General features: G+C 39.1%; 21 protein-coding genes. 7 read left to right on the top strand and 14 right to left on the bottom strand.

Annotation, left to right across the window (positions count from 1 at the left end; genetic code table 11):
• Positions 1-62 precede the first annotated feature (62 nt).
• On the bottom strand, positions 63-536 hold the full coding sequence (locus tag MTN96_RS23365; RefSeq protein WP_004585992.1) for a Dps family protein: 474 nt from the start codon (positions 534-536) through the stop codon (positions 63-65).
• A 346-nt stretch (positions 537-882) separates the two neighbouring features.
• Between MTN96_RS23365 and MTN96_RS23360 the strand changes: the two genes are divergently transcribed.
• The gene (locus MTN96_RS23360) at positions 883-1092 is read left to right on the top strand and encodes a hypothetical protein (RefSeq protein ID WP_024033977.1); all 210 of its coding nucleotides are present in this window, start codon (positions 883-885) and stop codon (positions 1090-1092) included.
• Here MTN96_RS23360 and MTN96_RS23355 read toward each other — a convergent pair.
• Both MTN96_RS23355 and MTN96_RS23350 read right to left on the bottom strand, forming a co-directional pair.
• Positions 1089-1694, bottom strand: a complete 606-nt coding sequence (locus MTN96_RS23355; RefSeq protein ID WP_004585990.1) for an alpha/beta hydrolase — start codon at positions 1692-1694, stop codon at positions 1089-1091. The genes MTN96_RS23360 and MTN96_RS23355 overlap by 4 nt on opposite strands.
• Positions 1695-1711: 17 nt before the next feature.
• Positions 1712-2248: a YaeQ family protein gene (locus MTN96_RS23350; protein WP_024033976.1), complete on the bottom strand. Its 537-nt coding sequence runs from the start codon at positions 2246-2248 to the stop codon at positions 1712-1714.
• Between the two features lie 91 nt (positions 2249-2339).
• Here MTN96_RS23350 and ylqF point away from each other — a divergent pair, with 91 nt between their 5' ends.
• The 4 genes from ylqF to MTN96_RS23330 all read left to right on the top strand — a co-directional run bounded on the left by ylqF (position 2340) and on the right by MTN96_RS23330 (position 7115).
• On the top strand, positions 2340-3284 hold the full coding sequence (gene ylqF / locus MTN96_RS23345; protein ID WP_054983594.1) for a ribosome biogenesis GTPase YlqF: 945 nt from the start codon (positions 2340-2342) through the stop codon (positions 3282-3284).
• A 1334-nt stretch (positions 3285-4618) separates the two neighbouring features.
• Positions 4619-4999 (top strand): GreA/GreB family elongation factor, encoded by a 381-nt coding sequence (locus tag MTN96_RS23340; RefSeq protein WP_248443740.1) that lies wholly within the window; start codon positions 4619-4621, stop codon positions 4997-4999.
• Between the two features lie 57 nt (positions 5000-5056).
• Entirely contained in the window at positions 5057-6409 is a 1353-nt protein-coding gene (gene gdhA, locus MTN96_RS23335) for an NADP-specific glutamate dehydrogenase (RefSeq protein ID WP_248443739.1), read from the top strand.
• Positions 6410-6518: 109 nt separating this feature from the next.
• Positions 6519-7115, top strand: coding sequence for a LysE family translocator (locus MTN96_RS23330; protein ID WP_248443738.1), 597 nt, complete (start codon positions 6519-6521; stop codon positions 7113-7115).
• 206 nt (positions 7116-7321) lie between these two features.
• Here the strand turns inward: MTN96_RS23330 and MTN96_RS23325 are convergent, their stop codons facing one another.
• A complete protein-coding gene (locus MTN96_RS23325; protein WP_248443737.1) occupies positions 7322-7702 on the bottom strand; it encodes a GreA/GreB family elongation factor in 381 nt (126 codons plus the stop codon).
• 405 nt (positions 7703-8107) lie between these two features.
• On the opposite strand from MTN96_RS23325, the gene MTN96_RS23320 reads away from it, so the two are divergent.
• Positions 8108-8977 (top strand): DMT family transporter, encoded by an 870-nt coding sequence (locus tag MTN96_RS23320; RefSeq protein ID WP_248443735.1) that lies wholly within the window; start codon positions 8108-8110, stop codon positions 8975-8977.
• Between the two features lie 29 nt (positions 8978-9006).
• On the opposite strand, the gene MTN96_RS23315 is transcribed toward MTN96_RS23320, so the two are convergent.
• The gene (locus MTN96_RS23315; protein WP_248443733.1) at positions 9007-9891 is read right to left on the bottom strand and encodes a LysR family transcriptional regulator; all 885 of its coding nucleotides are present in this window, start codon (positions 9889-9891) and stop codon (positions 9007-9009) included.
• A gap of 1271 nt (positions 9892-11162) precedes the next feature.
• Here MTN96_RS23315 and fusA point away from each other — a divergent pair.
• Positions 11163-13247 (top strand): elongation factor G, encoded by a 2085-nt coding sequence (gene fusA / locus MTN96_RS23310; protein WP_248443731.1) that lies wholly within the window; start codon positions 11163-11165, stop codon positions 13245-13247.
• Positions 13248-14096: 849 nt separating this feature from the next.
• On the opposite strand, the gene mdoH is transcribed toward fusA, so the two are convergent.
• The 9 genes from mdoH to tatB all read right to left on the bottom strand — a co-directional run bounded on the left by mdoH (position 14097) and on the right by tatB (position 26134).
• Positions 14097-16058 carry a glucans biosynthesis glucosyltransferase MdoH gene (gene mdoH / locus MTN96_RS23305; RefSeq protein WP_248443730.1) on the bottom strand — a complete coding sequence of 654 codons (1962 nt, stop codon included), beginning with the start codon at positions 16056-16058 and terminating at the stop codon, positions 14097-14099.
• Positions 16030-17649: a glucan biosynthesis protein gene (locus MTN96_RS23300; protein WP_054983610.1), complete on the bottom strand. Its 1620-nt coding sequence runs from the start codon at positions 17647-17649 to the stop codon at positions 16030-16032. The genes mdoH and MTN96_RS23300 overlap by 29 nt, the downstream gene beginning before the upstream one ends.
• Before the next feature lie 325 nt (positions 17650-17974).
• Positions 17975-20704, bottom strand: coding sequence for an ExeM/NucH family extracellular endonuclease (locus MTN96_RS23295; protein ID WP_248532854.1), 2730 nt, complete (start codon positions 20702-20704; stop codon positions 17975-17977).
• 130 nt (positions 20705-20834) lie between these two features.
• On the bottom strand, positions 20835-21845 hold the full coding sequence (gene hemB / locus MTN96_RS23290) for a porphobilinogen synthase (protein WP_029772896.1): 1011 nt from the start codon (positions 21843-21845) through the stop codon (positions 20835-20837).
• Between the two features lie 12 nt (positions 21846-21857).
• On the bottom strand, positions 21858-23705 hold the full coding sequence (locus tag MTN96_RS23285) for a diguanylate cyclase (protein WP_248532853.1): 1848 nt from the start codon (positions 23703-23705) through the stop codon (positions 21858-21860).
• Positions 23705-24490 (bottom strand): TatD family hydrolase, encoded by a 786-nt coding sequence (locus tag MTN96_RS23280; RefSeq protein ID WP_248532852.1) that lies wholly within the window; start codon positions 24488-24490, stop codon positions 23705-23707. The genes MTN96_RS23285 and MTN96_RS23280 overlap by 1 nt, the downstream gene beginning before the upstream one ends.
• Entirely contained in the window at positions 24490-25020 is a 531-nt protein-coding gene (locus MTN96_RS23275) for a hypothetical protein (protein WP_054983614.1), read from the bottom strand. The genes MTN96_RS23280 and MTN96_RS23275 overlap by 1 nt, the downstream gene beginning before the upstream one ends.
• Before the next feature lies 1 nt (position 25021).
• Positions 25022-25762 carry a twin-arginine translocase subunit TatC gene (tatC, locus tag MTN96_RS23270; RefSeq protein ID WP_004587473.1) on the bottom strand — a complete coding sequence of 247 codons (741 nt, stop codon included), beginning with the start codon at positions 25760-25762 and terminating at the stop codon, positions 25022-25024.
• Between the two features lie 48 nt (positions 25763-25810).
• On the bottom strand, positions 25811-26134 hold the full coding sequence (tatB, locus tag MTN96_RS23265) for a Sec-independent protein translocase protein TatB (protein ID WP_232423994.1): 324 nt from the start codon (positions 26132-26134) through the stop codon (positions 25811-25813).
• Positions 26135-26140 lie beyond the last annotated feature (6 nt).

Genomic DNA, 26140 nt, shown 5'->3' with positions numbered 1-26140 from the left:
GCAAAGAAATTTACGATTCTCCCTATTTGTAGCCCTCCCCTTTTGAGGGCTTATTTTTTAGCTTAGTCTAAGTACGCTTTTAACATCCATACTAGTTTTTCTTGCTCTGAAATATAATCACCCATTAATGACGCTGTACCTTCATCATCTGCATCGCCTGCTTGAGTAAGTACTTCACGTTGCATTTTAATTAGTGTGCTGTAGCCAGCTAATAGGTTTTCTACGGCTGCGGTACCATCGCTAATGTTTTTAGCTTCTTTAATTTCACTTACTTCTAAGTAATCAGAAAACGCATGTAGTGGCGCGCCATCTAACGTTAAAATACGTTCAGCAATTTCATCTACTTTTTCAAGCAGAAGATTGTAAATCTCTTCAAATTTAATGTGTAATTCAAAAAAGTTACGGCCTTTAATATTCCAATGAAAACCGCGCGCATTCATGTATTGAATTTGGTAGCTGCTCAATAATGTATTGAGTGACTTAACAATGTCTTCGCTTTTTGCGCTGTTTAAACCAATTGCATTTACCTGTGACATACCTTGCTCCTTGATGAACCGTTTATTTATGAACTGATGATCATTATTGCTCAGTGCTATTAATTAGTAAAATTGTTTAAACCAGTCAATGCAATAGGTTTTAACTATTAATAACGTGCAGCGCAATAAATCACTCATACAATATAGATGGGTTGAATTTATTAAAATTCTACCCCTTAACAATAAAATAAAGACAAAACATGGATAAATTATGATCTAAAACAAGTTTTCTACAAGGTTGAATATTGGCTATTTGATGTATTGATCTAAATCAGTAAATGCTTATGGCAGTAGCGCATAATTCACTCAAGCAAAATAAATATCTTAAATTTATTGGAGAGCGATTATGGATGCAAAAACAGTAAAACAAAATAAAGCAGAGTTAATAGTGGTAGGTATAGCCGTTATAGCATTTGTATTGGGGCTGGTGGCGCATTTAGCAGGCGCAAGTTTTGCCAATGCCGACACGTTTGGCTACATTGCCGCACCCATGCCACTTATTTTAGGGGTGATATTCTTAATCAGTTATAAAATAGCAGAGGCGGGCGAAGACTAGGCTGCTTCGTTAAGGCACTTAATAATGTACTCAAGCACTTGGCGAGAGTAAATCATACTGGTATGGCTTAAATGAAATACTTTATGCTCAGCCATGCCTTTAAGCTTGGTTTCGTCTAGTAAAACGGTGCCATCGGACTGACTGCCTTTGACAATTAACGGCATTAAACCAATGGGCAAATCGCCAGCAATACTGTAAAGCTTGGCCTTAAACGGCCAGTTACCATTTTTAGTGAGTAAAAACTCGACGCTGTTTTTTAAAAAGGTTTCAAACCCTTTTTGCTTCATCTTTTGCGCTATGTGGCTGCCTTGATGGGGTGTGCCAAGCGTAATCACTTTAGTGACATGGTGACTCGCTGGCGTGCCTGCCTCTAAGTAGGCGCGGGCAATTAATCCGCCCATAGAGTGACATACTAATGCAGAGGGCTCATCACCAATAAACTCATCAATTTGTTTAAATATGGTGCTTAAGTTAGGGTCGAGCGTATTGTAAGTGAGATTCAGTACTTTAACTCCAGACTGTTCAAGACGAGAGCAGAGCGGGCGCATAACAAAGCCCGACATATAAAGGCCGTGTAATACAATAACGTGGTTTATTTTCATACGCCCTTACCTACAATTTACATTAACTGTTGTGGTTTTATTTCGATATTAGCCGTATCAGAACTGACCCACACATCACCATCTTGAACGGTAATGGTAAGTTTTATATTGCGGTCGGCTAAATCTGCAAGTGCCTGAGTAGCAGCGTAATCAAGGCTAAAAATACTTAAGTTTTTAAAATCGTACAACTTAGGTTGATGTTTTTGCCACCAAATAGCTTGGTTGTTTTCGCCATAGGTATAAAGCACCACTTTTTTAGCTTTATTGCAGGCTTTTTTAAGCCGCTTTTCATCTGGCAGGCCCAGCTCAATCCACAGCTCTATCTCTTCACTGTAGTTTACATGCCAAAGCTCAGGTTCATCGTCGGCACTTAAGCCTTTGGTAAATTCTAAGCCATCACAACTATTTAGCGCATAGGCTAATAAGCGAATCATCAACCGTTGCTCGGTTTCAGAGGGATGCTGTGCCAACGTTAAATTAAAATCTTGGTACACGTGGCGGTCCATATCGCTTAACGATAATTGCGCTTTAATAATGGTAGATTTAAGAGCCATAATATCTAATCTAAAAAAATTTGCGCCAGTATAGCGCAATTAAATGAATTGCCAGTTAAAATAGCGTCAAATTATATGTTAGGAGTTAAAAATGGCTATCCAGTGGTTCCCTGGGCACATGAATAAAGCCCGTAATGAGATTAAAGAAATAATGCCGCAAATGGATGTGATCATTGAAGTGCTTGATGCACGCATTCCTTACAGTAGTGAAAACCCGATGGTAACCACGCTTCGTGAAGGCAAGCCGGTCATCAAAATTTTAAATAAGGCTGATTTAGCCGACCCTAAAATGACCCAAGCGTGGAAAGACTATTTTGAGCAAGAAAGTGGCGTTAAAGCGATTGCGTTTGGTCATGATAAAGCTGCTGAGGTGCACCGCATTAATGAGCTGTGTAAAAAATTGGTGCCACACAAAGTAGGTGCTGATAAGCAAATTAAAGCCATGATCATGGGTATTCCAAATGTGGGTAAATCGACATTAATTAATGTACTAGCCGGTCGTATAGTGGCAAAAACAGGAAATGAACCTGCGGTTACCAAGGCGCAGCAGCGCATTAAGCTTGAAGACGGCATTATGCTTTACGATACGCCAGGCATGCTTTGGCCAAAAGTAGAAAACGAGAACTCGGGTTATCGTTTAGGTGCCACCGGTGCAATACGTGATACAGCGCTTGAATACGAAGATGTGGCAAGCTATACGGCAGAATATTTATTGAAAGCCTATCCTGAACTTTTAAAAGCACGCTACAAAATTGATGAATTGCCAGAAAGTGATTGGGAATTTGTTGAAATGGCCGGTAAAAAGCGCGGCTGCATTCGTGGTGGTAACCAAATAGACACTTACAAAATGTCTGAAATACTCATAAATGAACTTCGTGATGGCATTATTGGCCGCATCACCATGGAAACCCCTGCCATGCGTGAAGAAGAAGAAATAATGGTTGCCGGTCTTCGCGCCGCGGCAGAAGCTAAAAAAGCCGCTAAAGAAGAAGAGAAAAAACAGCGCCGTGCACGTGCACGCAAAAACCGCCGTTAATGGATTAATTTATGTGAGCATGTTGCTCACTAAATTACAGACATAAAAAAAGCCCGTAAGGGCTTTTTTAGTTTCATATCTACCGTCACCGATATGAGCAATGTAGCAAGTAAAATAGTAGGGCGGTTACTCATCATCAACATCAAGGGGCGTTGCGGTTCATAACAAGTAACCATAGCTGTTTACGTGCGCCACACGTTGTTTCAGGGTCGAGAAACAAATTAGTTCATTCCGTCACAAGAGGGTATGCATTCCCGCCTTGTTGATATTGATTATCAGTTAGATCTAATAAACTGTCAACACCCAAATGCAAATAATTCTTATTTTATTTCGTGCGTTTTTTATTCTCTCTTTAATGCGGGTTGGTCTGTGTTACATAAATTGAAAGCTTTTGATGGGGTAAAAATCTAACTATCATAAGCAAATATTGACTAGAAATTGAAATTTGTATTAAAAGAAAGTAACTATTTAAAAATGAAATAACACTCAAAAAAATAGGGCCGAGTTTTGCTAAGAAATGATTAGTCTAATAGTTTAGGAGAAGGTTACATTACTCGCTCCATGCGACTAGGTTTGACATACAAAGGCTCGTTAAACTTTAATTAGTGACGAAATAATTAATAAAAGAGTAGTTAAATTATTCTTGATAGCCTACTTACTAAAATTCAATTGTAAGTTTTGCGCTATAGTTTGCTTATGTACAAGATGATTATTTTTAATAATAAAGCATTAACCGCTATCAGTTGGCGTGATCTCATATTGTTTTAATTTGTTTAATCGGTATACTAAATTTTCTAATTTAAGGGATCTCATGTCTAGAAAACAAACAATCAACATTCTTAAGAGTAATCTTCTTACCTTCCCAAGTTAAGCCGAGCGTACCCATTACGCTCGGCAGAAATTCTATTTCTCAATTTAAATATTTCAGTATTTGGTAAATCTTTTCGTAGATTTGCAGCGACTTTCGCCATTTTGCTTTTATCACCAGCTTAGTGTCATTTTGCATATCTAAATATTCAATATAAAACCAAACCTGACATTTTATCGGCTAATAAACGTTTGTTCTGAATTTTATAAGTAAGCTAAAAAGCTCAAAACTTGTAGAAGTTCTTTGCCGTGGAAAATAGAGAAATCACCACTTTTATCTTTTGCATTTTTTGATGCTATGGATATGAATAAATGAAAATTGGCCTCACTAAACTTTGAGCGCTAACAATAAAAACCTGTTTTACGAAGGAGGTAGTGACTATTTTAGATAAGACTTTTTATAGATTGAATATTTTTAGTGATTCAAAAGAAACACATCCCACGTAACTTTTATAGATAGATGAAAAATGGAAAATAAACCTGAAATTTTTATTTCACTTACAGATCTTGCTGAAATTGAAAATCAGCTTGAAAGTAAAAAATTACCTATTGAAATAGCTAATGCTTTAGAAGATGAGATTGTGCGAGCAACAATTCTTCCTAATAAAGAAATGCCAAACGATGTAGTTGCTTTGGGCAGCAAGGCTGTCTTTAAGGTAATTGAAACAAATCGCTCTTTTACAAAAACTTTATGTTTACCAAAAGATATAAATAAATATGAAGATGGAATCTCCATATTTGCACCTATAGGCTCGGCAATTATAGGTCTAAGCACTGGACAGAAAATACAATGGAAAGTTCAAGGGGTAATGCAAACAGTGGAAGTTATTGAAGTAAAAACAAATTAATTAGCATGACTTAAGCGCAGAGTATAACTGCGCTTTTAATAATAAGGAGTTAACGGAATGACATATATACAGGATACAATTTCACAATTAAAGCTTAGCAGCCCCGCCCAATCTGAATTTTATCAAGCTGTTGAAGAAGTCTTAACTACATTGTCACCACTTTTAGAGAAGAATGACACATATAAAGCTCAATCTATCATTCAACGAATTATAGAACCAGAACGCCAGATTTTTTTTAAAGTTCCTTGGGTCGATGACATGGGCAAAATTCAAGTTAACAAAGGCTACAGAGTAGAGTTTAATTCTGCATTGGGCCCCTATAAAGGGGGATTGAGATTCCACCCTTCGGTTAATGCCAGTGTAATTAAGTTTTTAGGCTTCGAGCAAATTTTTAAAAATGCACTAACAGGCCTACCTCTAGGAGGCGCTAAAGGGGGTGCAAACTTTGATCCAAAAGGAAAATCTGATGGCGAAATTATGCGCTTTTGCCAATCATACATAAATGAGCTTTATCGTCATTTGGGCCCTGTGGTTGACGTTCCTGCAGGGGATATTGGTGTTGGGGCCAGAGAAATAGGTTATATGTTTGGCCAATATAAACGGCTAACAGGTCGTTATGAAGGTGTATTTACAGGTAAAGGTCTAGCCTGGGGTGGCTCATTGGTTAGAAAAGAAGCTACAGGATATGGAACTGTTTACTTTGCTGATTTTATGCTTAACGAACGAGGCGACACACTACTTAACAAAAAGTGTTTGGTTTCTGGCGCAGGAAATGTGGCTATATATGCTATAGAAAAGCTATATCAACTTGGTGCTTTACCTATTACCTGTAGCGATTCAACGGGCACTATCTACCATAGTAAAGGTATTGATTTAAAGTTGCTTAAGAGAATAAAAGAAGTTCAAAGATTAAGCCTTATACAATACCTTGAAACATACCCCGATGCTGAATTCACGCCCACATCGGATTATCCAAAGAATGGCCATGCTGTATGGCGCTACACTGCAGATGCAGCTTTCCCTTGTGCAACTCAGAATGAATTAACTGAAAATGATGCTCAACTACTTTTAGAAAATGGTTGTAAGTTAGTAAGTGAAGGAGCAAATATGCCAACAAGTCGCGCAGCGGTTAGCCTGTTTATAGAAGCAGGTATTGCTTATGCTCCGGCTAAAGCTTCAAATGCGGGAGGGGTTGCAACTAGTCAGCTAGAAATGGCTCAGAATGCAAGTATGCAATCATGGACTTTTAAATCAGTTGATGATCAGCTTAAACAAATTATGAAAGGCATATTTATAAGAAGTAACGAGGCGAGTAAAGAGTTTGGTATGCAAGGTAATTTAGTTTTAGGCGCTAACATTGCAGGATTTAGAAGAGTTGCAGATGCAATGATTGAGCAAGGAGTAGTCTAAAAATTATTAATGCTAGGTTTATTGTACGGGTCCATCACTGGCTCCGTACGTCTAAACCAATTTTTTAGAATACTTATATGTAAATAAATGATCTAATTAGGAGTATTGAGTGATAGAAGCAATCCTTGCGTTGGTATTAAGCACGATCGTTTTAATTGGGTCACCTGGTCCTACCCCATTAGCTTTAGCTGCGGCAGGAGCAACATTTGGAATAAAGAAAGGATTACCATTTTATTTTGGAAATTTAATAGGTTTAATATTAGTTCTCGCTTTCGCATCATTTGGTGTAGTAACCCTTTTTGACAAATTTCCGAGTCTGGAGAGCACTTTACAGCTTCTAGGCGGCATCTACATTTGCTATTTGGCTCTTAAGATAGCTACCTCACCTATTATTGCTAATCAACAATTACATAACCATGTGCCTAAATTTAGAGACGGCCTTATATTAAGCATGTTGAACCCTAAAGCTTATGCAGCATTTTTAGCTATAGTTTCTCAATTTCTATTACCTATAACACCAGCGTTTTTGGGAATTATTGTAACAGCACTAATATGTTTGATATTTACAGCGATGATCGATTTTGGTTGGCTTTGGTTAGGCACATTAATAACTCCTGTTATGAATAACCCTATCCAAGGGCGTATATTACGTATTTTATTTTCTGTATTGATGGTATTTGCTGTATTGTGGGTTTTTACTGTATAGAATAACTATAAAACTCGGGGTTATATACCCCGAGTTTGCGACTTTTAAGAGAGTTTATCGATTAACTTATTTTAATTTTAATTTCTCCTCTTTATCTCTTCTTTTTTCTTTAAGTGTTTTTTTTAGGTTGCTTTTTAGCTTTTTCTTTACTCACAATAAATAACTCCAATAAAATATATAAAAATAAAAAACTGAAATGATTTATTCTATATTTTCTCCTTAATATTAATTGCTATAATTTTCCAAAGGGTACTTACTTCACCTTCAGTGCACTCTATTATATGGTTTATTTTATGTCCTAAAAGTGCAACTCCAAGTTGTGAACTAAAGGACACTGCATTTGGACTTGTTTCTTTTTCAAATGGTGAAACCAAATTAATACGGCGTCTATCACCTGTGGCAATATTCCATATAACTACTTCACTATCAATTTGGACATGTGGATTAAATTTAGATAAAGGACGCTGAGAAAATTCTATTTCTTGTAATAAATACAACAACTTTAATGGCTGCATTAACGTTGACACTTTATTAAATTCACTTTTCAATAAATAAGGTTTCTTATAATCTTTTACAAAAGGAAACATGGGTGAGCCCTTAATCAGATTAAGTAAAGTTAAAATATAAATACAATAAAACTGCCGAGTGCAGGGGTTGCACTCGGCTTAAATGCCGAAGGTGAGATTCGTTTTATGAAAAAAACTATACTTTAATGACATGACTTCCTCTTTTATTTAAAACAATCATATGGTTTATAAATATTAAGTCAACCGTCATTTTTGATATTTAACCTTTCACTTATGGCGGTTTAATTTTATTTAATTTTCAATACAATAACTCACCAGTTAAACCTTGGTGTTTAATTAAATATCAAGTCACTACCTTAAAAATATAACATCTGCTATTTTTAATTTAATGCATGAAGAAAATTAAAATAATAAACAACTTTTTGTATCAAAAATTAAGAAAGTAAAAAATGGAACTCATTAATTATGTGGATTATTTTTGCATTGCTTGCGACATTCTTTTTTGGTTTACGGGGCATTTTGTATCAATGGACATCTCAGAAAAATCTAAATCGGGATCTTCTCTTATTTGGTGTGTTTTTTACTGGCTTTATAATTAGCATCTTGGGGGTTCTACTATTTAACCAGCACTGGTATGGATGGTCAGATATTGCGGTTGGCTTAGGGCTTGGGATTGGTTCTTTTGCGGCTAATGCATGTCTGCACAAAGGTTTTTCTGAAGGAAAGGCTTCACTGATTAGTGTGCTCTCAGGACTGACACCTTTATTTGTATTAATGTTTGCATTTTTATTGTGGAAGGAAACCTTAACGGGCATTCAATTGTTAGGCTTCTTTATTATTTTTTGTGGACTTTGCCTCATTAGATATTCGTCAGATATTTCCATTGATAATTTAAAAGGTGCTCAGTGGGGCTTACTTGCTGCACTGTTTTTTGCTTTCAATGATTTAATGGGTAAGCAATCAACACTTATTGGCGCAGATATACTTGCAACGTTAACTTCTATGTTTGGCTTTGGCAGTATGCTTTTTGCTGTTAGTTGGTTAGCAAAACGAAAAAGAAATCATTTATATAATACATCTGCAGCGGCTACTTGGTCCGAAGTAAAGACTTTCTCTTACGGGTTATTAATAGGACTAGCAAATGTGACGGGAATGATAGCGATAATCTCTGCATTCGCTATTGGCAATACAGGGTTAGTCTCTGCTATTTCAGGGATGAATATTTTAATTATTTTACTCTACTCTCGACTTGTTCTAAAAGAAACATTCAGCCGTCAGGAAGTTTGGGGCTTATCAGCTGCTTTTATAGGCGTAATCTTACTTAGGCTTAGTTGAGATTAATATACAACCCTACACTACAGTATTTACTGAAAATACTGTAGTGTATACTCAATTAATAACCTCACGCGTTTAGGTATCTGGCTCCTATTAAGGTATAGCATAGAAAAAGATTGCGCTTCACTTTGCCATTCGGGGAGAACTTGCTCAAGCTCTCCAGCCTCAATTAATGGATGTGCAACGTAATCAGGTATGTAACCTATACCTATATCCGACTCAATAGCTACCCTCAACATTTCAATTTCATCAACTTCAAACCTAACTTGCTTAATGGGCTGGTAGCTATATTTCTCATTCGTAAGTTTATTTTTTAATTCCCAAGGAGTTAGGCCTAAACAAATAATCTTATCGTGTTCATCTAATTGCTTGGGATGTGTTAGTAAACGATTTGAATTCTTTGGATGTGAGCATAAGATATTGTGTGTGGGCTTAAGCTCTCTACTTATCCAATTATCTAGCGTCGAGTTTCTTGCTCTAAAAGCAATATCAATCCCTTCTTCTTCGAGATCGAGCTGCGTATTAGTGAGGCGTAAGTCTAATTTAATCTCAGGGTATTGCTTTAAAAAACCACAAAAAATTGGGCTTAAAAAGTGTTTACCTAAAAATATTGGTGCTGTGATCCTAATTAGCCCTTCGGGCTTATGCTTTTGATCTGAAAGTTCTTGCTCTATACAAGCTACGTCATCGAACAATTTACCGTAACGTTCGTAATATAGCTCACCAATATTAGTAAGTGTTATTCTTCGTGAGTCTCTATTTAATAAAGTTAATTGAAGGTTTTGCTCTAAAAAACGTATTTTACGACTCAAGGTAGATAACGACACACCTAGGCTTTCAGATGCTTTTTTATAACTACCTAACTTTACTACAGTACAAAAGTACCTTAAATCATCCAAAGAGTAATTGAACATAGTCCTAGTCGCTTATATTAGTAGTGCATTACTTCATAGGTTGACGTTAAGCAGCGAACTAATTGTTAGTAGCTTTAATCATTCTTATGTGAGATTAGTTCATTAATCTGCGTTCAAGTAAGTCTGAATACCTTACCCTCAAGCTGTAACATATCAACTACTTCAAAATAAGCATCCTTACAAAGAAATCAAATAACTTACTAACTACGTAAACATATGGGTACTACAATAAAATTAAATTGTTTAATAGCTATAAGCTAGGAGTTTATATTATACAGGCATTAATACTACCTCTTTCATTCTATTTAAAAGAACTATTGGTTCGTATCTTACTAATTTTCAACCAAGTAGAATGCTTTAAAATAGGTCTCAATGAATTCACTACTTGCTGCTAGTATATCTTTAGGTTTTTCGGGGGCGGGCAAAGTAGCAATCGATAACCTTATTAATGACAAGCTTTCATAACAGCTAATCCAGATTTAGCAATTGTAGCGACAAAGGTAGAACTAGTGATATCCCATAACTATAAAGTATGGGGTATCACTATTTAAGTTGTTGTAAAATAAATTATCCAGCTTTAACTAAGCGTTTTATAAATAAAATGCTCTCATGCTGCCCTAAACCAAGTACGGTTGAATCAAAGCTAACCCTACACCGTTGTGCTTCAACCACTTTTTAAACTTCAAGTAACCAAACTCACTAGTTTATTAAAACTCAGCGATAAATCTTCAGTAGCTATGTTTACAATTACAGTCGGCGTCTAATACCAATCCGCAATAATACTTAATCATTTTTAAGGGTTAAACGTGTCGCTATCTGCGTTAAAAAATTCTCATTGATAGATAAAATAAACAGGAGCGGGTTTGATTTGCTAAAATCAGAAATCGGCGAATGTTGTTTATGAGAAAGGTATTTTTTGATTTAAGGAAAAATAATTAAATAGCCGCTGTTAGATGATATATGGAAAGCTTTTGAATGTGTTTAATTAGAAATAACACGTTGTTGGCAGAATAGAGCGGCGGCAACATTGTGCATCATGAAGGTAGTTACAAAAAATAATTAAGTAACTAAGGAACTGTAGATAAAAAGAATAAAATATAACATTTTTAATAGGTTACATATTGGCCAGTGCTATTTAGCCTGTGCTGAATGTAAATCTTAAAAAATTTTATTGAATTGATTGCATTTTAAGCGACTTGCATGGTGATGTTCGCTTTAAGTAATGCTATACTCCCGCCGAATAATTTATCGACTTTATTAAGAGTAAAATAATGGCAGATTTATCGAAGTACAGAAACATTGGTATTTTCGCGCACGTTGATGCGGGTAAAACCACGACTACTGAGCGTATCCTGAAGCTTACAGGTACTATCCATAAAAGCGGTGAGACACATGATGGTGAATCGACTACTGACTTCATGGAGCAAGAAGCTGAGCGCGGTATTACTATCCAGTCTGCGGCAGTAAGCTGTTTCTGGAAAGATCACCGTTTCAACGTTATCGATACTCCTGGACACGTTGACTTCACCGTTGAAGTTTACCGTTCACTTAAAGTATTAGACGGCGGTGTTGGTGTATTCTGTGGTTCTGGTGGTGTTGAGCCACAATCAGAAACTAACTGGCGTTATGCTAACGAATCAGGTGTTGCACGTATTATCTTCGTAAACAAATTAGACCGTATGGGTGCTGATTTTTACCGTGTAAATGAGCAAGTACGTAAAGTACTTGGTGCTGTTCCACTAGTTATGACTCTACCAATCGGTATCGAAGACGATTTCGTTGGTGTTGTAGACGTACTAGAGAAAAAAGCATACGTTTGGGATGAAACTGGTCTTCCTGAAAACTACGAAATTCAAGACGTTCCTGCCGATATGGTAGACAAAGTTGAAGAATACCACGAGATGCTTATCGAAACTGCTGTTGAGCAAGACGATGACCTAATGGAAGCGTACATGGAAGGTGAAGTACCTTCTATTGAAGATATCAAACGTTGTATCCGTAAAGGTACTCGTGATCTTGCTTTCTTCCCTACATACTGTGGTTCTGCATTCAAAAACAAAGGTGTTCAACTAGTTCTTGACGCTGTTGTTGATTACTTACCATCTCCTACAGAAGTTGATCCTCAACCTCTAATGGATGAAGAAGGTAACGAAACAGGTGAGCATGCAATCGTATCTGCTGATGAAACGTTTAAAGCATTAGCATTTAAGATCATGGATGACCGTTTTGGTGCATTAACTTTCGTACGTATTTACTCTGGTAAACTTAACAAGGGTGACACTATCCTTAACTCGTTTACTGGTAAAACAGAGCGTGTTGGCCGTATGGTTGAGATGCAAGCTGATGATCGTAAAGAGTTAACTTCAGCACAAGCTGGTGACATCATTGCAATCGTAGGTATGAAAAACGTTCAAACAGGTCACACTCTTTGTGATCCGAAAGACAAAGTAACATTAGAGCCAATGGTATTCCCAACGCCAGTAATCTCGATTGCAGTACAGCCTAAAGATAAAGGCGGTAATGAGAAAATGGGTGTTGCTATCGGTAAAATGGTTGCAGAAGATCCGTCTTTCCAAGTTGAGACTGATGAAGATTCAGGCGAAACTATCCTTAAAGGTATGGGTGAGCTTCACTTAGATATCAAAGTAGATATCCTTAAGCGTACTTACGGCGTAGACCTTGTTGTTGGTCAACCACAGGTTGCTTACCGCGAAACTATCACTCGTGAAATCGAAGATAGTTACACGCATAAGAAACAATCTGGTGGTTCTGGTCAGTTCGGTAAAATTGATTACCGTATTAAGCCAGGTGAAGTGGGTTCTGGCTTTACTTTCTCTTCATCAGTTGTTGGTGGTAACGTACCTAAAGAATTCTGGCCTGCAGTTGAGAAAGGCTTTAAGTCAATGATGGGTGAAGGTGTTCTAGCTGGCTTCCCTGTACTTGACGTTGAAGTAGAGCTTTTCGACGGTGGCTTCCACGCGGTGGATTCATCTGCAATCGCATTCGAAATCGCTGCTAAAGGCGCTTTCCGTCAGTCTATCCCTAAAGCGGGTGCACAGCTTCTTGAGCCAATCATGAAAGTTGACGTGTTCACTCCAGAAGATCACGTGGGTGACGTAATCGGTGACCTTAACCGTCGTCGTGGTATGCTAAGCAACCAAGAAGCTGGTTTAACAGGCGTTCGTATTAAAGCAGACGTTCCGTTATCAGAAATGTTCGGTTACATCGGTTCACTACGTACAATGACATCTGGTCGTGGTCAGTTCTCTATGGAGTTCTCACACTACGCACCATGTCCACAAAACGTTGCTGACACTGTAATCGCTGCAGAAAAAGAGAAAAATGCAGCTAAGTAATTAGCTCTGTAACTCTTTAAAAAAACCCGCACATGTTGCGGGTTTTTTATTGCCTAAAGTTATAGTTTTTTAGTATTGGGTCTAGCTTAATTAATAATTCTATAAGATTAGTAAATGAAGTGCCTTATTTATTAACTTATTATGCACAAACGTAAATTGTTGTAATTAAAGTAGTATTTTTTATTGGTTATTACTTGTTGTATTTATTTAGACTTATTGCCGTGTGCAAGTGTCTAATGTAGAATACCGGCACTTTTAGATGAGTAATCTAAAAGTTGATAAGGAAGTCTCAGAAGAAGAGGCGTTTACTATATTTCATTTTATATAAGACGTAAATTCATGAACTCGATTAAACTTACCCCTAACTGGCCGCTGCAATTTACAAAGTGTGCTGTGGTACTCGTACTTTTGTTTGTTATAAAAAGCGTGTTTGCGATTACTCTAAAAGCGGCTTTTCTATTATTATTACCGTTAATAGGAGTAATAATAATCTTTAATTTTATCCACCTTCGATTCTTACACTGTTACCAAGCAGGTATAAACTATACGCGCTTTATGCGCGAACAATATATAAATAGCGAAGAAATAAAGTCTATTTCATTTAAATCATTATTTATTAGTACCATATTTAAGGTTGAGCTAGAAAATGGTAAAAGTTACCACTTTTACAATTGGCGATTATCAGCAGATGAAAAAGCGAATATAGCTAGGTTATATGAAAATAAGGTAGATTGTAAAGTCCACTATAATAGCTCATGCAGAGCGTGATGTTAAACTGTGTATAATTGGCGTTTTATAAATAAAAAGGAGCGTTCATGCTCCTTTTATATTTAATACGAGTACATTGCGCTAATTAAACTTTTTAATCGCTTTAGCTCTTAGCGCTTTCATCTTTGGCTGGCGAGGCTTATTAAAGCTTTGTATTGGCATAACCACTAAATGCTCTTTTGGCAGGGCTGGCACCGTTTTAGGGTATTGCCCAGGCTCTGGTACCGAAATCTCTTTTAAATGTACTTTAAGGTTGTTTAGCATAGGGTCGTTATCAACTTCGCTAGGGCAAATAAATATTCCCATTTTACGCAGTTGCACACCTAACTTAATGCTACTGGTGTAGCGTATTATTGGCGCTCCAAGTAATAGACCGAGTAATATAGGCGATAACCACCAAAAGAACACTGGCGTAAAGTAATAGGCTGTAGCACCCCATACTATGGCAACCAAGGTAGAAAATAGTGTGTAATTAAACGCCTCTTTCCACGGTACCATGCGGCCTTCGCGCGGTTGTGCATCCCACTTAACTTTTTTACCTAAAAATACACACACTACAAAGTAAGCATGAAACACCATCATAAGTGGTGCCACAATAATGGCAAATACAGTCTCTATTATTGAGCCTAGTATTAATTTAAACGAGCCGCCAAAGCGCTTATTTCTGTGCACTAGCGTGACAATTACACCCATTAATTTAGGCACCAATAATATAATAATGGTTAAATAAAGTAGTGAATCAATTAGGTCTGTTTTAGCTATTTGCCACGTTGGGAATAACTGATAAACCCGATTAAAGTACACATCGCTATTTAATGCACGTGTTACCGCATCTATGGTGCTTAGTGCCAGCATAGATAACCAAATAAGCGATGAAATATAAGCGGTTGCGCCTAATAAAAAGTGAAACTTACTCATTAACTTTAATTTAGACGAGCCTAATAAACCAAGATGCTGAATGTTACCTTGAACCCAACGTCTGTCGCGTATGGCATAATCTAAAATGTTACTTGGTACTTCTTCGTAGCTACCTTCAATATCGCTAAGTAATAGAACATCCCAGCCTGCACTGTGCAGTAGTGAAGCTTCTACAAAGTCATGACTTAAAATTTCGCCACCAAAGGGGGCGTTGCCTTCAAGCGTAGGTAAACCACAATAGTTAATAAATGCTTCAACGCGAATAATGGCATTGTGGCCCCAATAATTAGCTTTGTCGGTTTGCCAAAAAGCAGACCCCGTTGCCAGCATTGGGCTGTAAAGCACAGAGGCAAATTGTAAAAAACGACCAAAGTAGGTGTCTTGACGAACTGGAATAGGGATAGTTTGAATTAAACCAGCTTGCGGGTTGTTGATCATGCTTGTGGTCAGCTCTAGCATACATTTACCCGTCATTACGCTGTCGGCATCAAGTACAATCATGTGATCGTATTGGCTGCCCCAGCGCTCGCAAAAGTCGGTTAAGTTACCTACTTTACGGTGTTTATTATCTTCGCGGCGACGATAGAAAACCTGTTTTGCATTATCGCCTAAACGCTCACATAAAGCATGCCATGCGCTTAGCTCGTTTTGTGCTATTTCAGGGTCTTGCGTGTCGCTAAGTAAATAAAAGTCAAAATTGGCAAGTTGCCCTGTCTCTTTTAGCGATTGTAAGCTCACTTCAAAGCCGGCAATAACACGGTGCGTGTCTTCGTTATAAATAGGCATAACTACCGCGGTTTTTTGCTGTGCAAGCGCGGTATTGTCAAACTCAATAGGCTTAATGCGTCTTAGGGTGAGCGGGTCAATACGAAATAATTGCAGTACAAATCCTATCGTGCCGCTACAAAATGCCGTAACAATCCATGCAAAGGTTATTGAAAATAAAACCAATAGCGCATATTCAAGCAAGGTCATTCCGTTTGAGCTTAAAATTTCAAACATAATGGAGATGCCGTACCCTGAAACAGTGAGTGCAGCAATAGCAAACAACCATACGCGCAGTGTTTTGAATGGCATTGGTGTGCCCTTTCCTTTATTACTTGATGTCATTTGGGTACCAAACATAGCTCCATACCTCACTAATTTCTTTATCACGAAGTTTTAACGATAAACGCATATCTACGGGTTGATCGTCCTGTGGTGCAATTTTAAACGCTACTCGCCAACCAAGAGATTTAGGAAGTTTTTGCACTGTTACATCTCTTACTTCACCTGTTGTAAGCTGAATGTCGGCTTCAAGTGTTAGCTTTTCAGACAGGTTGTTTAAATCGGGGCCTGCAAAGTCGACGGTAAACTGGCGATGGCTTTGCGGTGGTGGATTATCTTCACCTGGCAGCGCTGCGCTACCAATACGTGTGCGTGTTACACGCGCCTTTTGGTGTTGAGTTAAATGGGCGTTAAAGGTGCTCATTTTGTAGCTTAGCTTTAATGAATCACCAGCTTTCATTGGCTTTTCAGGCACCCAGTAACTCACTATATTGTCGTTCGTTTCTGTATCTGTTGGTATTTCTACTAGCTCAACTCGGCCATTTCCCCATTCACCTTTTGGCTCTATCCACAGGCTTGGACGGTCGTGGTAGTGCGCTTCAGTATCTAGGTAATTGTTAAAGTCACGGTCACGCTGTGCTAAACCAAACCCCTTAGGGTTGGTGTACGAAAACGAGGTAACGCTTAACTGTGTTGGGTTGTTAAGCGGGCGCCATACCCATTTGTTATCAGCTGACTGTGTTAACAAGCCGTCTGAATCATGCACTTCTGGGCGGTAGTCATCAAAAAACTTAGTGCTGTTTTCACCGTGGTAAAACATACTTGTTAAAGGGGCTACGCCTAGCTTTTTAATATCTTTACGGGCAAAAATTTGCATATCAACATCAACTAACATGCTGGTTGTTGGGTCAATATCAAATTTGTAAGCGCCTGATACCGAAGGGCTATCAAGCAATGCAAAAATAGTGATGTTAGTTTGCTCAGCCTGGGGCTTAACAAGCCAAAACTCTTTAAACATAGGGAACTCTTCACCCGATGTTTCGGCGGTATCGATTGCTAATCCGCGTGCTGATAAACCATATACTTGATTAGGACCAACAACTCTAAAATAAGAGGCCCCTTGAAACACCATTACCTCATCTTTGTATTCGTTTGTGTTAATTGGGTAATGTAAGCGAAAGCCTGCATGGCCTAGTTGCGTGCCGGCTACGCTTTTTGCTATTTCGTCTTTTAAAGGGGCGGCTGTGCCATCGTATTGATAAAAATCAGTACTAAAAGGTAGGCGATTACGTTTTGAGTCGCCTTCTACGGTATTAATTGTTACCGGAGTTTTATATAAAAAACCAGGGTGAAAGAGTTGTAGCTCATACAGGCCTTCATCTTTCCACACTGATTTGTCCTGCTTAAATCGAATTGAGCGGTAATCTTGGTAATCAATATTATTTAATGCTTCTAGCTCTATATTTTTTGGAGGTGCATATTCTTGTTCGGCTAGTTTTTTAGCGCGGGCGCTTATTACTTCAAATAGGCTTTCTTGCGGAATTGCTGCATCAACACTTGCTGCTATTGCCTGCGTGCTATAGCCCCAGCCAGAAAAAATAAAAAGTAGACCCAATAATGGCGTTGCTTTTTTCTGCCAAGTAGGAGGTGTTTGGGTTAATTGTTTCATTTCCATTCCTTTATAAAAACACGACTTATTTTTACGCTTAGGGTTTGTTACTTAACTACTACACAAGGGTGACGAACTTATAGTGCAACTTTTAATCCGTAAATAAAGTGTTTACATTTCAACAGTTAAATTTATTAAAAAGGGTTTTAACTACGGCTTATGTGTAAAAAATACTCATTTAATGTATTTGTTGCGCGGCTAATTCTATTAATAGTTAATAAACGGTATGGAAGATATTAAGGGTTGTTTACTGAAGCTTGTCTGAATTACATTTTTATAAGCATAAAAAAAGCCGCAAAAATGCGGCTTTAAAACAAATCACTCGTTATTTTTTCTTAAACCTGCGCACTAATGAAAGTGGCGCTAATAAAAGAGATAACCAAAGCAATGAGCCTGAGTCGTTATCGTCATCACCACGTAGGTTGTTTACTCTTACTACAACCGTTTGTGCTTCAGATACGTTACCTACACTATCCTCTGCTTGTACTGTAAGGGTAATACGATTTTCAAACTCGTAATCTACTTCGCTTGCAACAATTAACTGACCTTGCTCGTTAATTGATACAGAATCGTTACCTGATACGATAAATTTAACCACAGGTGATACATCAGCGTTAGGGTCACTAAAATCAAGTGTGCCAATCACAGTGCCTACAGCGCTGTTTTCATCTACTGTGAATATTTGATCAGGTGCAATTACCGGTGTTTGCTCTTCAGGGGTAAGTACTACTTCAGATTTTATATCAACAATAACTGGGTCGTGATCAGATGCACGGTATGGGCCTTCTGCGTATAGCGTAGATTGATGACCTTCGCTCTTAAACTCTAGGTTGTAATCAAGCACGATAGGTTCATCAGCATTGATATGCCAATCATTTGCTGCAACAACTTTGCTTAGTAAAGACTCGGTTGCTAAAGCATGGTCAAGGCTACCTGCACGGCCAGAGAAGCTATAAGAGTAGCTTAGTGTATCGCCATCAAGCTCTGCGACTACGTTTTTATAGCCTTTTTCATCAAACTTACGGATTGGATCTTCCATTGCATAAGCGTTCATATCACCAACAAGAATGATATCTTCGTCATCTACGCCAGTAGGTTTGTTGTCTAACCAATCAGTAAACGCATCAGCAGCTTCGGTACGAATTTCATTCCAACAGCCTTGGCCATCACCTAGGTCGTCGTTGTTATCATCACCACAGCTACCTTTAGATTTAAGGTGGGCTACAGAAACAGTAAATACTTCATCTGTTGAAAGTGACTTAAAGCTTTGTGCAATTGGTGCACGGTTGCTGTAATCAAACGGGTAATCAGTAGTAATAGCGGCTGTGCCTACTTCTTCTATTTTATCTGCGCGGTAAATAAGGGCTGTGGTGATTTCGTCGGTACCAATTTGGGCTACGTTAAAATCTACAAACGCGTAGTTGTTAGCGCTGTCAGCATCGTTTAATGCATTTACTAAACTTGCTATAGCACTGAACTCACCAAAGCCATCATTTTCAATTTCCATTAAGCCAACAACATCAGCTTGCATTGCACTAATAGCACTTACAAGTTTTGCTTCTTGACGTACAAACTCTTCTTCTGAGTCTGCACCACGGCTAGTAGGGAAACCACCGCCTTGGCCATCTCCGTTAAAGTAGTTAAGTACGTTAAAGCTGGCGATTCGTAAATCGGCTTCTTCACTTTGCTCAGGCGCATCTTCACGCGCATTAGTCGCTATAAACTGTGGTGTAACTGTTGGGTGAATGCGATACGTGCTAAAGCTGTATGTAACTACCCCTGTTACCGCATTTACAGTATCGCCGGTACGTAGAGTATTTTCTGCCGATAGGCCTGGCGCTGGGTAAGCCGATGGATCTGAGTTTTGAGCTGTAGAGCCATCATCTAATAAGATTTTTTTAGTCAAGTTAGCCGCTTCAACAGCATTGGCTGCATCACCTGGCAATGCAACTTGAGTGCCTTGGTATAAACGCTCAGTGGCTAGTTCTACTTCACCATAGCGACCTAAGCCGTAGTTGTTAGTAACTACAAGTGTTTGATCTAGGCTTACTAGCATACCTTCATAAGCTTCTAGGTCAGCTTGGCTCTCTAAAGGTAAACTTATTGAGGTTGCAGAGGCCACTTCGTCAGTACCACATACTGCAATTTGTGTTACATCTGCAAGTTGTGTTGAATCATAGTATTCATCAACTGTGCCCTGTACGCGCACGTGGTCACCTACATTTACATCGGTATCAGTAAAGTAAACAAACAAACCTTCAGAGGTCATTGGATCGTTATCTACATCTGCAGCAAGCGAGGTCACAAAGAAACCATCTAAGCCATCTTCACCTTGAAAATCGGCAGTGACAACACCTTCAATTTCAACAAGGGTATCTACTAACGGGCTTGCTTCACCAGAACCTTGCACAGCGCTAATTAGCGTTTTATCTGCGCCACATACAAGCGGTTCTAATGGTTCTGGCTCAGGGTCTGGCGCAGGAGCCGTACCACCATCGCCAGCATGCGAGCCTAAGCCGTCAAAGGTGTCAATATCAAACTGTTCCCATTCATCGCTAGGATTAAAAGTTGCAGTTGAGTCAGTTCGACCCGTTGTGATGCTATTTTTTCTTCGTAAGGTTTTATTTTGAGTTTGTACGGTATCATCAGACCAAAAAGAGCCAGGATCAACACCCACTTGGCCAAAGCTATCAACTACCACACCATCTTTAGTTAAAACAAGGGCATCGTCACCATTGTAGTAAGTTACTGTGCTGGTTATGTCTGCAATATCAAGAATGGCAGCGTCTGCACCGGAGTTTGAAATGATATAGGTGGTATTGGCAGCCAATGTGCCTGATAAATCAATTGAGTTACCTACCGAACTACTACCATTTGAATAAAGTCCTAAAGTATAACCTTCAAGAGAAAGCTCGGTATCAGCATTGTTATAAAGCTCAATCGCTTTATTGTTGCTGCTGCCTTCGATGTATTCAGAAATGATTAGATCGGCGGAGGCTGGTGCACTGAGGCTTGCTAATACAAGCGCCAGTGGCGTTATTTTCGTTTTTAACATTTTTTATTATTCCCGTGTATTTAAATCCCAAAATGGGACACCAGTTTAGGCAATCTAAATGACAAAAAGAATACAAATATGTTAATGATTGTAAAAAAATTAAGGCGGCGTACCGCCTTTGATAACATGTTTACTTATTTTGCAGCCATTGCGCGGCCTGCTTGGCAAAATACGTTAAAATACCATCCGCTCCGGCGCGTTTAAATGCCAGTAAAGATTCCATAATTGTGGCCTCTTCACTCAACCAGCCGTTATCGATTGCCGCTTTGTGCATTGCATATTCGCCACTGACCTGATATGCGAAAGTAGGTACACCAAATTCATCTTTAACACGACGAACAATATCAAGGTACGGCATACCGGGTTTCACCATCACCATGTCGGCGCCTTCTTGTAAATCAAGTGCCACTTCACGAATTGCCTCATCAGAGTTGGCAGGATCCATTTGATACGTTTTTTTGTCGGCCCCTTTCAAGTTACCTGCAGAGCCTACAGCGTCTCTAAACGGCCCGTAATAGCTAGAGGCATATTTAGCTGAGTAAGCCATTATGCGTGTGTGAATATGTCCATCTGCTTCAAGTGCTTCGCGAATAGCACCAATACGGCCATCCATCATGTCAGAGGGCGCAACCACATCTGCGCCTGCCTCGGCGTGCGAAAGCGCCTGCTTCACAAGAATTTCAGTGGTTATGTCATTAATTACATAACCTTCATCATCAATAATGCCGTCTTGGCCATGAGTAGTAAATGGGTCAAGGGCTACATCGGTAATAACCCCAAGCTCAGGAAAAGCTTCTTTTAAAGCACGAACAGTGCGTTGTGCTAAGCCATCTTCACTGTAGGCTTCTTCGGCCATCAAAGACTTTTTGTCAGCAGGGGTTACCGGAAAAATAGCGACGGCAGGTACACCTAAATCTACAAGCTCTTTAGCTTCTTCAAGCAATAAATCAATTGATAAACGCTCAATTCCTGGCATTGATTCAATTGCTTCGCGGCGGTTTTTACCTTCAAGCACAAATACCGGAAAAATTAAATCGTTCACCGATAGTTGGTTTTCGGCCATAAGACGGCGAGAAAAATCACTGCGGCGCATTCTACGCATGCGGGTATATGGGAAAAGGTCGAGTCCTGATTGGGCCATGTTACTAAGCTCCTACTGTGGAATTGGAAAACTAATTACTTGATTTCGGCCATGTTGTTTAGCGAAATAGAGCGCTTTATCTGCGTCGTCTGTAAATAGCTCAGGGTTACTAATATCGTTTACTACAGCGCTGTTTACGCCAGCACTAATGGTTACTTTTACGGATGTTCCGGCTACGTTTACGGTATTACTCTCTACGGCTTGGCGAATTTTTTCAGCAATATCAACAGCCCCCTCTTTTGGAGTGCTAGGTAGCAAAACAACAAACTCTTCGCCGCCGTAGCGAGCCACTTCATCCAACGGGCGTTTTAAATGTTGTTTTATAATGTCGGCTACAGCGCGTATTACTTGGTCGCCGGTTAAGTGCCCGTAGTTATCATTTACGCGTTTAAACCTGTCTATATCGAGCATAATCATACTCAAAGGCGTTTGTTCACGCCGAGAGCGACGCAGTTCCATCACTAATTTTTTATCAAAAAAGCGACGATTTTTAACGCCACTCAGCGCGTCTTCCATATTAAGTAGCTCAAGCTCGCGGTTTTTATCTTCTAGTTCACGCAAAGTGACTTGTAACTCAAAGGTGCGCTCATCAACTAACGACTCTAATTCTTTTTGTGTTTGGGCTTGCAGCGCGAGTCGCTCATTTAATAGTGTATCTTGGGCTGCATTTTCAGCAATCAAGGTTTGTTGAGCAATAACTTGTTCATCACGCTCTAAAATAAAGCGCTTCATAACGCCATAACATAGGCAAAATGTACTACCAAAAAAGCATATAAAAACAAAAGCTAAGCTACTTCTACCTAAAGGATATAAGCCAAATACCGCAACAATAAGGTACACCATAACAAGTAAAAATAGCATGAGTGCAATTAGTAGTGCTTGAATTGGTTTTGAAGGCGCATTTTGCTGGCAGATGTAGGCGCTTACCAAGCAATAAATAATAACAATCGGGCTCGCCAGTAAGCTAAATGGGGTAAACACTGTGCTAGGTAAAGCCCACATAAACAGCAGGCTAATTGCGTAAATATTAGCAACAATGGTTTGCCATTTTAGTAGTTTAGAGGCTTTAGGTTGGCACAGTTGTTTTTGTAGCGGCACAAAAGCAAGCGTAGTGAGCATTAGTAAAACAGGTATCATTACTTGCTGTAATGAAGGCGAATTTGGATGAAAATAACGAGCGCCAAAACCGCATAAATAAGCCAGTAGCACACCTAAGGTCAGCGTAATAATGCCTGCATAAGCAAAATACAACTTGCGCGAAAACCCATACAAAACCAAGCAACTTATGGCCAATGAAAATAAAAAACCAATGAGTAAGCCATAAATTAAATTAAGTTTACCTTTATGCGCTAGGTAGGCATCTGGTTGCCATAAAGTCAGCGGGATGCGTAGCCCAGCACTGTTGTTAACCTTCATTATTACGGTGCTAATACTATTTGCCGGCAGCCTCAAGGTTGCTAATAAAGATTCACTTTTTATTAGCCGTGATGAGAGCTTAAAGTTATCGCCAGTTTGCATGTGTGAGAGCAGTGCTGAATTATAAAAATGAAAAATTTGCGCTTCATTTAACAGCGGGTTATCGAGCGATAAAATAGGGCTTATATTGTTATTTAAGGTATTTTTAACTGTAAACTTGACCCATACAGGGCGTTGTTCAAACCCTAAATTTAATGGCTTATCACTTACTGTTTGCCAGTCGCTAACCTCATGGTAGGCATTGTTTGCTGTGGTGGGCGTAAACGAATAGCTCAGGGTGTCTATTTTTATTGATTTAAAATTTTCAGAAATTACGGGGTTTGCAACACTGCAAAATGAACAAAGGAGCATAAATAGGCTAAATAGCGCCTTTGGGCTTGTCATTAGCGACCTGCTATATCAAATAAGCTATAAAAGTTAGCCGTACTATGGGTGGCAATAGTACTTGGTTCAACGTTATAAAGCTTAGCGAGTGTTTCACACACATAGCTAAGATAGGCGGGCTCATTTTTACGTGATTTTGGTTTAGGGGTTATTGTGCGTGGAATTAAAAAAGGCGCATCGGTTTCTATTAATAACCGCTCAAGCGGGATACTTGGCACCAATTGTTGCAATGCTTTACCGCGGCGCTCGTCACACACCCACCCAGTAATGCCAATATAAAGGCCTAATTCTAAATAATCTTTAAGTGCTTGGGCATTGCCTGTAAAGCAATGCAGCACACCACGTACGTTATAGTTAGCCAAAATATTTAGCATATCTTCGCTTGCGTCACGTTCGTGTAAATAAACAGGTAGGTTTAGTTTTTCAGCTAACGCTAACTGGCGTTTTAATACGCTGCGCTGAATATCGCGAGGAGAAAAATCGCGATTATAATCAAGCCCACACTCACCAATGGCCACAACGCAATCGTTACTAGCAAGCTGCGTTAAAGTGGCTTCAAGTTCATCGGTGGCGTCTTTAGCGTCATGTGGATGCACGCCAGCAGTAGAAAACTGATTATATTGTTTTGCTAATGTAAGCGATTGTTCGCTACTAGGCACATCGCAGCCGATAAGTAACATAGCTTGCACGCCCGCGGCATTTGCGCGGGCAATAATGGCCTGATGCTCACCTTCAAACTGGTGATTGGTTAAATTAACGCCTGCATCAACTAACGTGTAGGTCATTACTGAGTGCGCTTCACACGGATTGAGCGGTTTTGACCATCTTTACGAAGTAAAAAAGAATTAAATACACCGCGGCTAATAACCACTGTATCAGACTCTTTTAATTTAAGACTGTCAGAACCAATTTGACGCCATTGCTGATCGTTATCAAGGGTAATAATGAGCTCGCCATAAGGAGCTTTTCTAACTGATGATACTAATGCTGTGATATTTTCGTCTTTATCTTTAGTGATCTCTTTATGCTCAAGGCCAAAATCATCTGCTTTAGCAGCAGGCGCTGCTTTAGAAACAGCTGCAACAGGTGCACTTACGTTTGGCGATACATTGGTTACGGCTTTTGGTGGGGTAAGGGTTTTTTTCTCACTAGGTTTAGTAAGCGGTTTACCTGCCACTGTGTTGTCATAACATAGTAAACGGTTAAAGTCGTTTTCAATAAAGCTACATGCTTGCAAAGCTTGCACGTTAATTTCTTGCGCTGCAAACGTCGGTGCGCTTAGTAAAACCAGTAGTGAGAGTAGTTGTTTTTTCATTTTATTCCTCAGATTCCTGTTGTTCTTTAGCGCTATAAAATTTCGCTAAAATTAACCCTAGCTCAAATAAAAGCAGCATAGGAAGTGCTAATAGTGTTTGTGATAACACATCGGGCGGTGTTAAAAACATCGCCACAACAAATACACCAACCACAATATAAGGGCGTTTTTGCTTTAAACTCTGCGTGGTTGTAGCGCCACTCCAACATAGCAACATTATGGCTACGGGTATTTCAAACGCCACACCAAATGCAAAAAATAGCTTAAGTACAAATCCTAAATAGCTACTAATATCCGGTGCTAGGGTCATCATTTGCGGCCCTACACTAGTAAAAAAGCCTAATATAATAGGGAGCACTATAAAGTAGCAAAAAGCGATACCGCCATAAAATAGCAAAATACTCGAGGCCAAAATTGGCATTAGCATGCGTTTTTCGTGTTGGTATAAGCCAGGTGCTATAAATCCCCAAATTTGATGCAATATCCACGGAATAGCGCCAAACAAAGCAACAAATAGCGTTAGTTTAAACGGTGCAAAAAACGGTGCCGTAACATCGGTAGCTATCATAGTGGCAGTGCTTGGCAAATGTGCGACTAAAGGGGCGGCTACAAACTCATATATATCATTGGCAAAATACACTAGGCCAATAAATATCACTAAAATACTAAAAAGTGATTTAATAAGCCGATCGCGCAGCTCAATTAAGTGAGCGACGAACCCTGATTTAGCTTGTTCAGACATTATTTTTTATACCACGTAATAAGTTGACCACAAATAGGGGAATTAATTTCACTTTTTTTCATCGAGTTGTTCGTTAGATGACGTGCTTGAAGTGTTTTTATAGCTATGAGTAACCGACTGCGCTGCTTTTTGCAGTTCATCAACCGATTGTTGTAGCTCAGGGCTTAAATCTTTAAGCTCTTGTTGCTCTGCTTTTTTTAGGTTTTCGTGAAGCTCGTGTATGCGTAGCTCTTCACTCACTTCTGCTTTAACTGAGTTGGCCATCGACTTAACGGTTTTTACCCAGCGCATTACGGTGCGAATGGCAACCGGTAACCGCTCAGGGCCAAGTACCACTAGGCCAACAATAAAAACAACAACGAGCTCCCACATTCCCAT

The sequence above is a fragment of the Pseudoalteromonas sp. 2CM28B genome (genome assembly GCF_023161935.1).
This window is presented reverse-complemented; position numbering and strand designations above follow the sequence as displayed.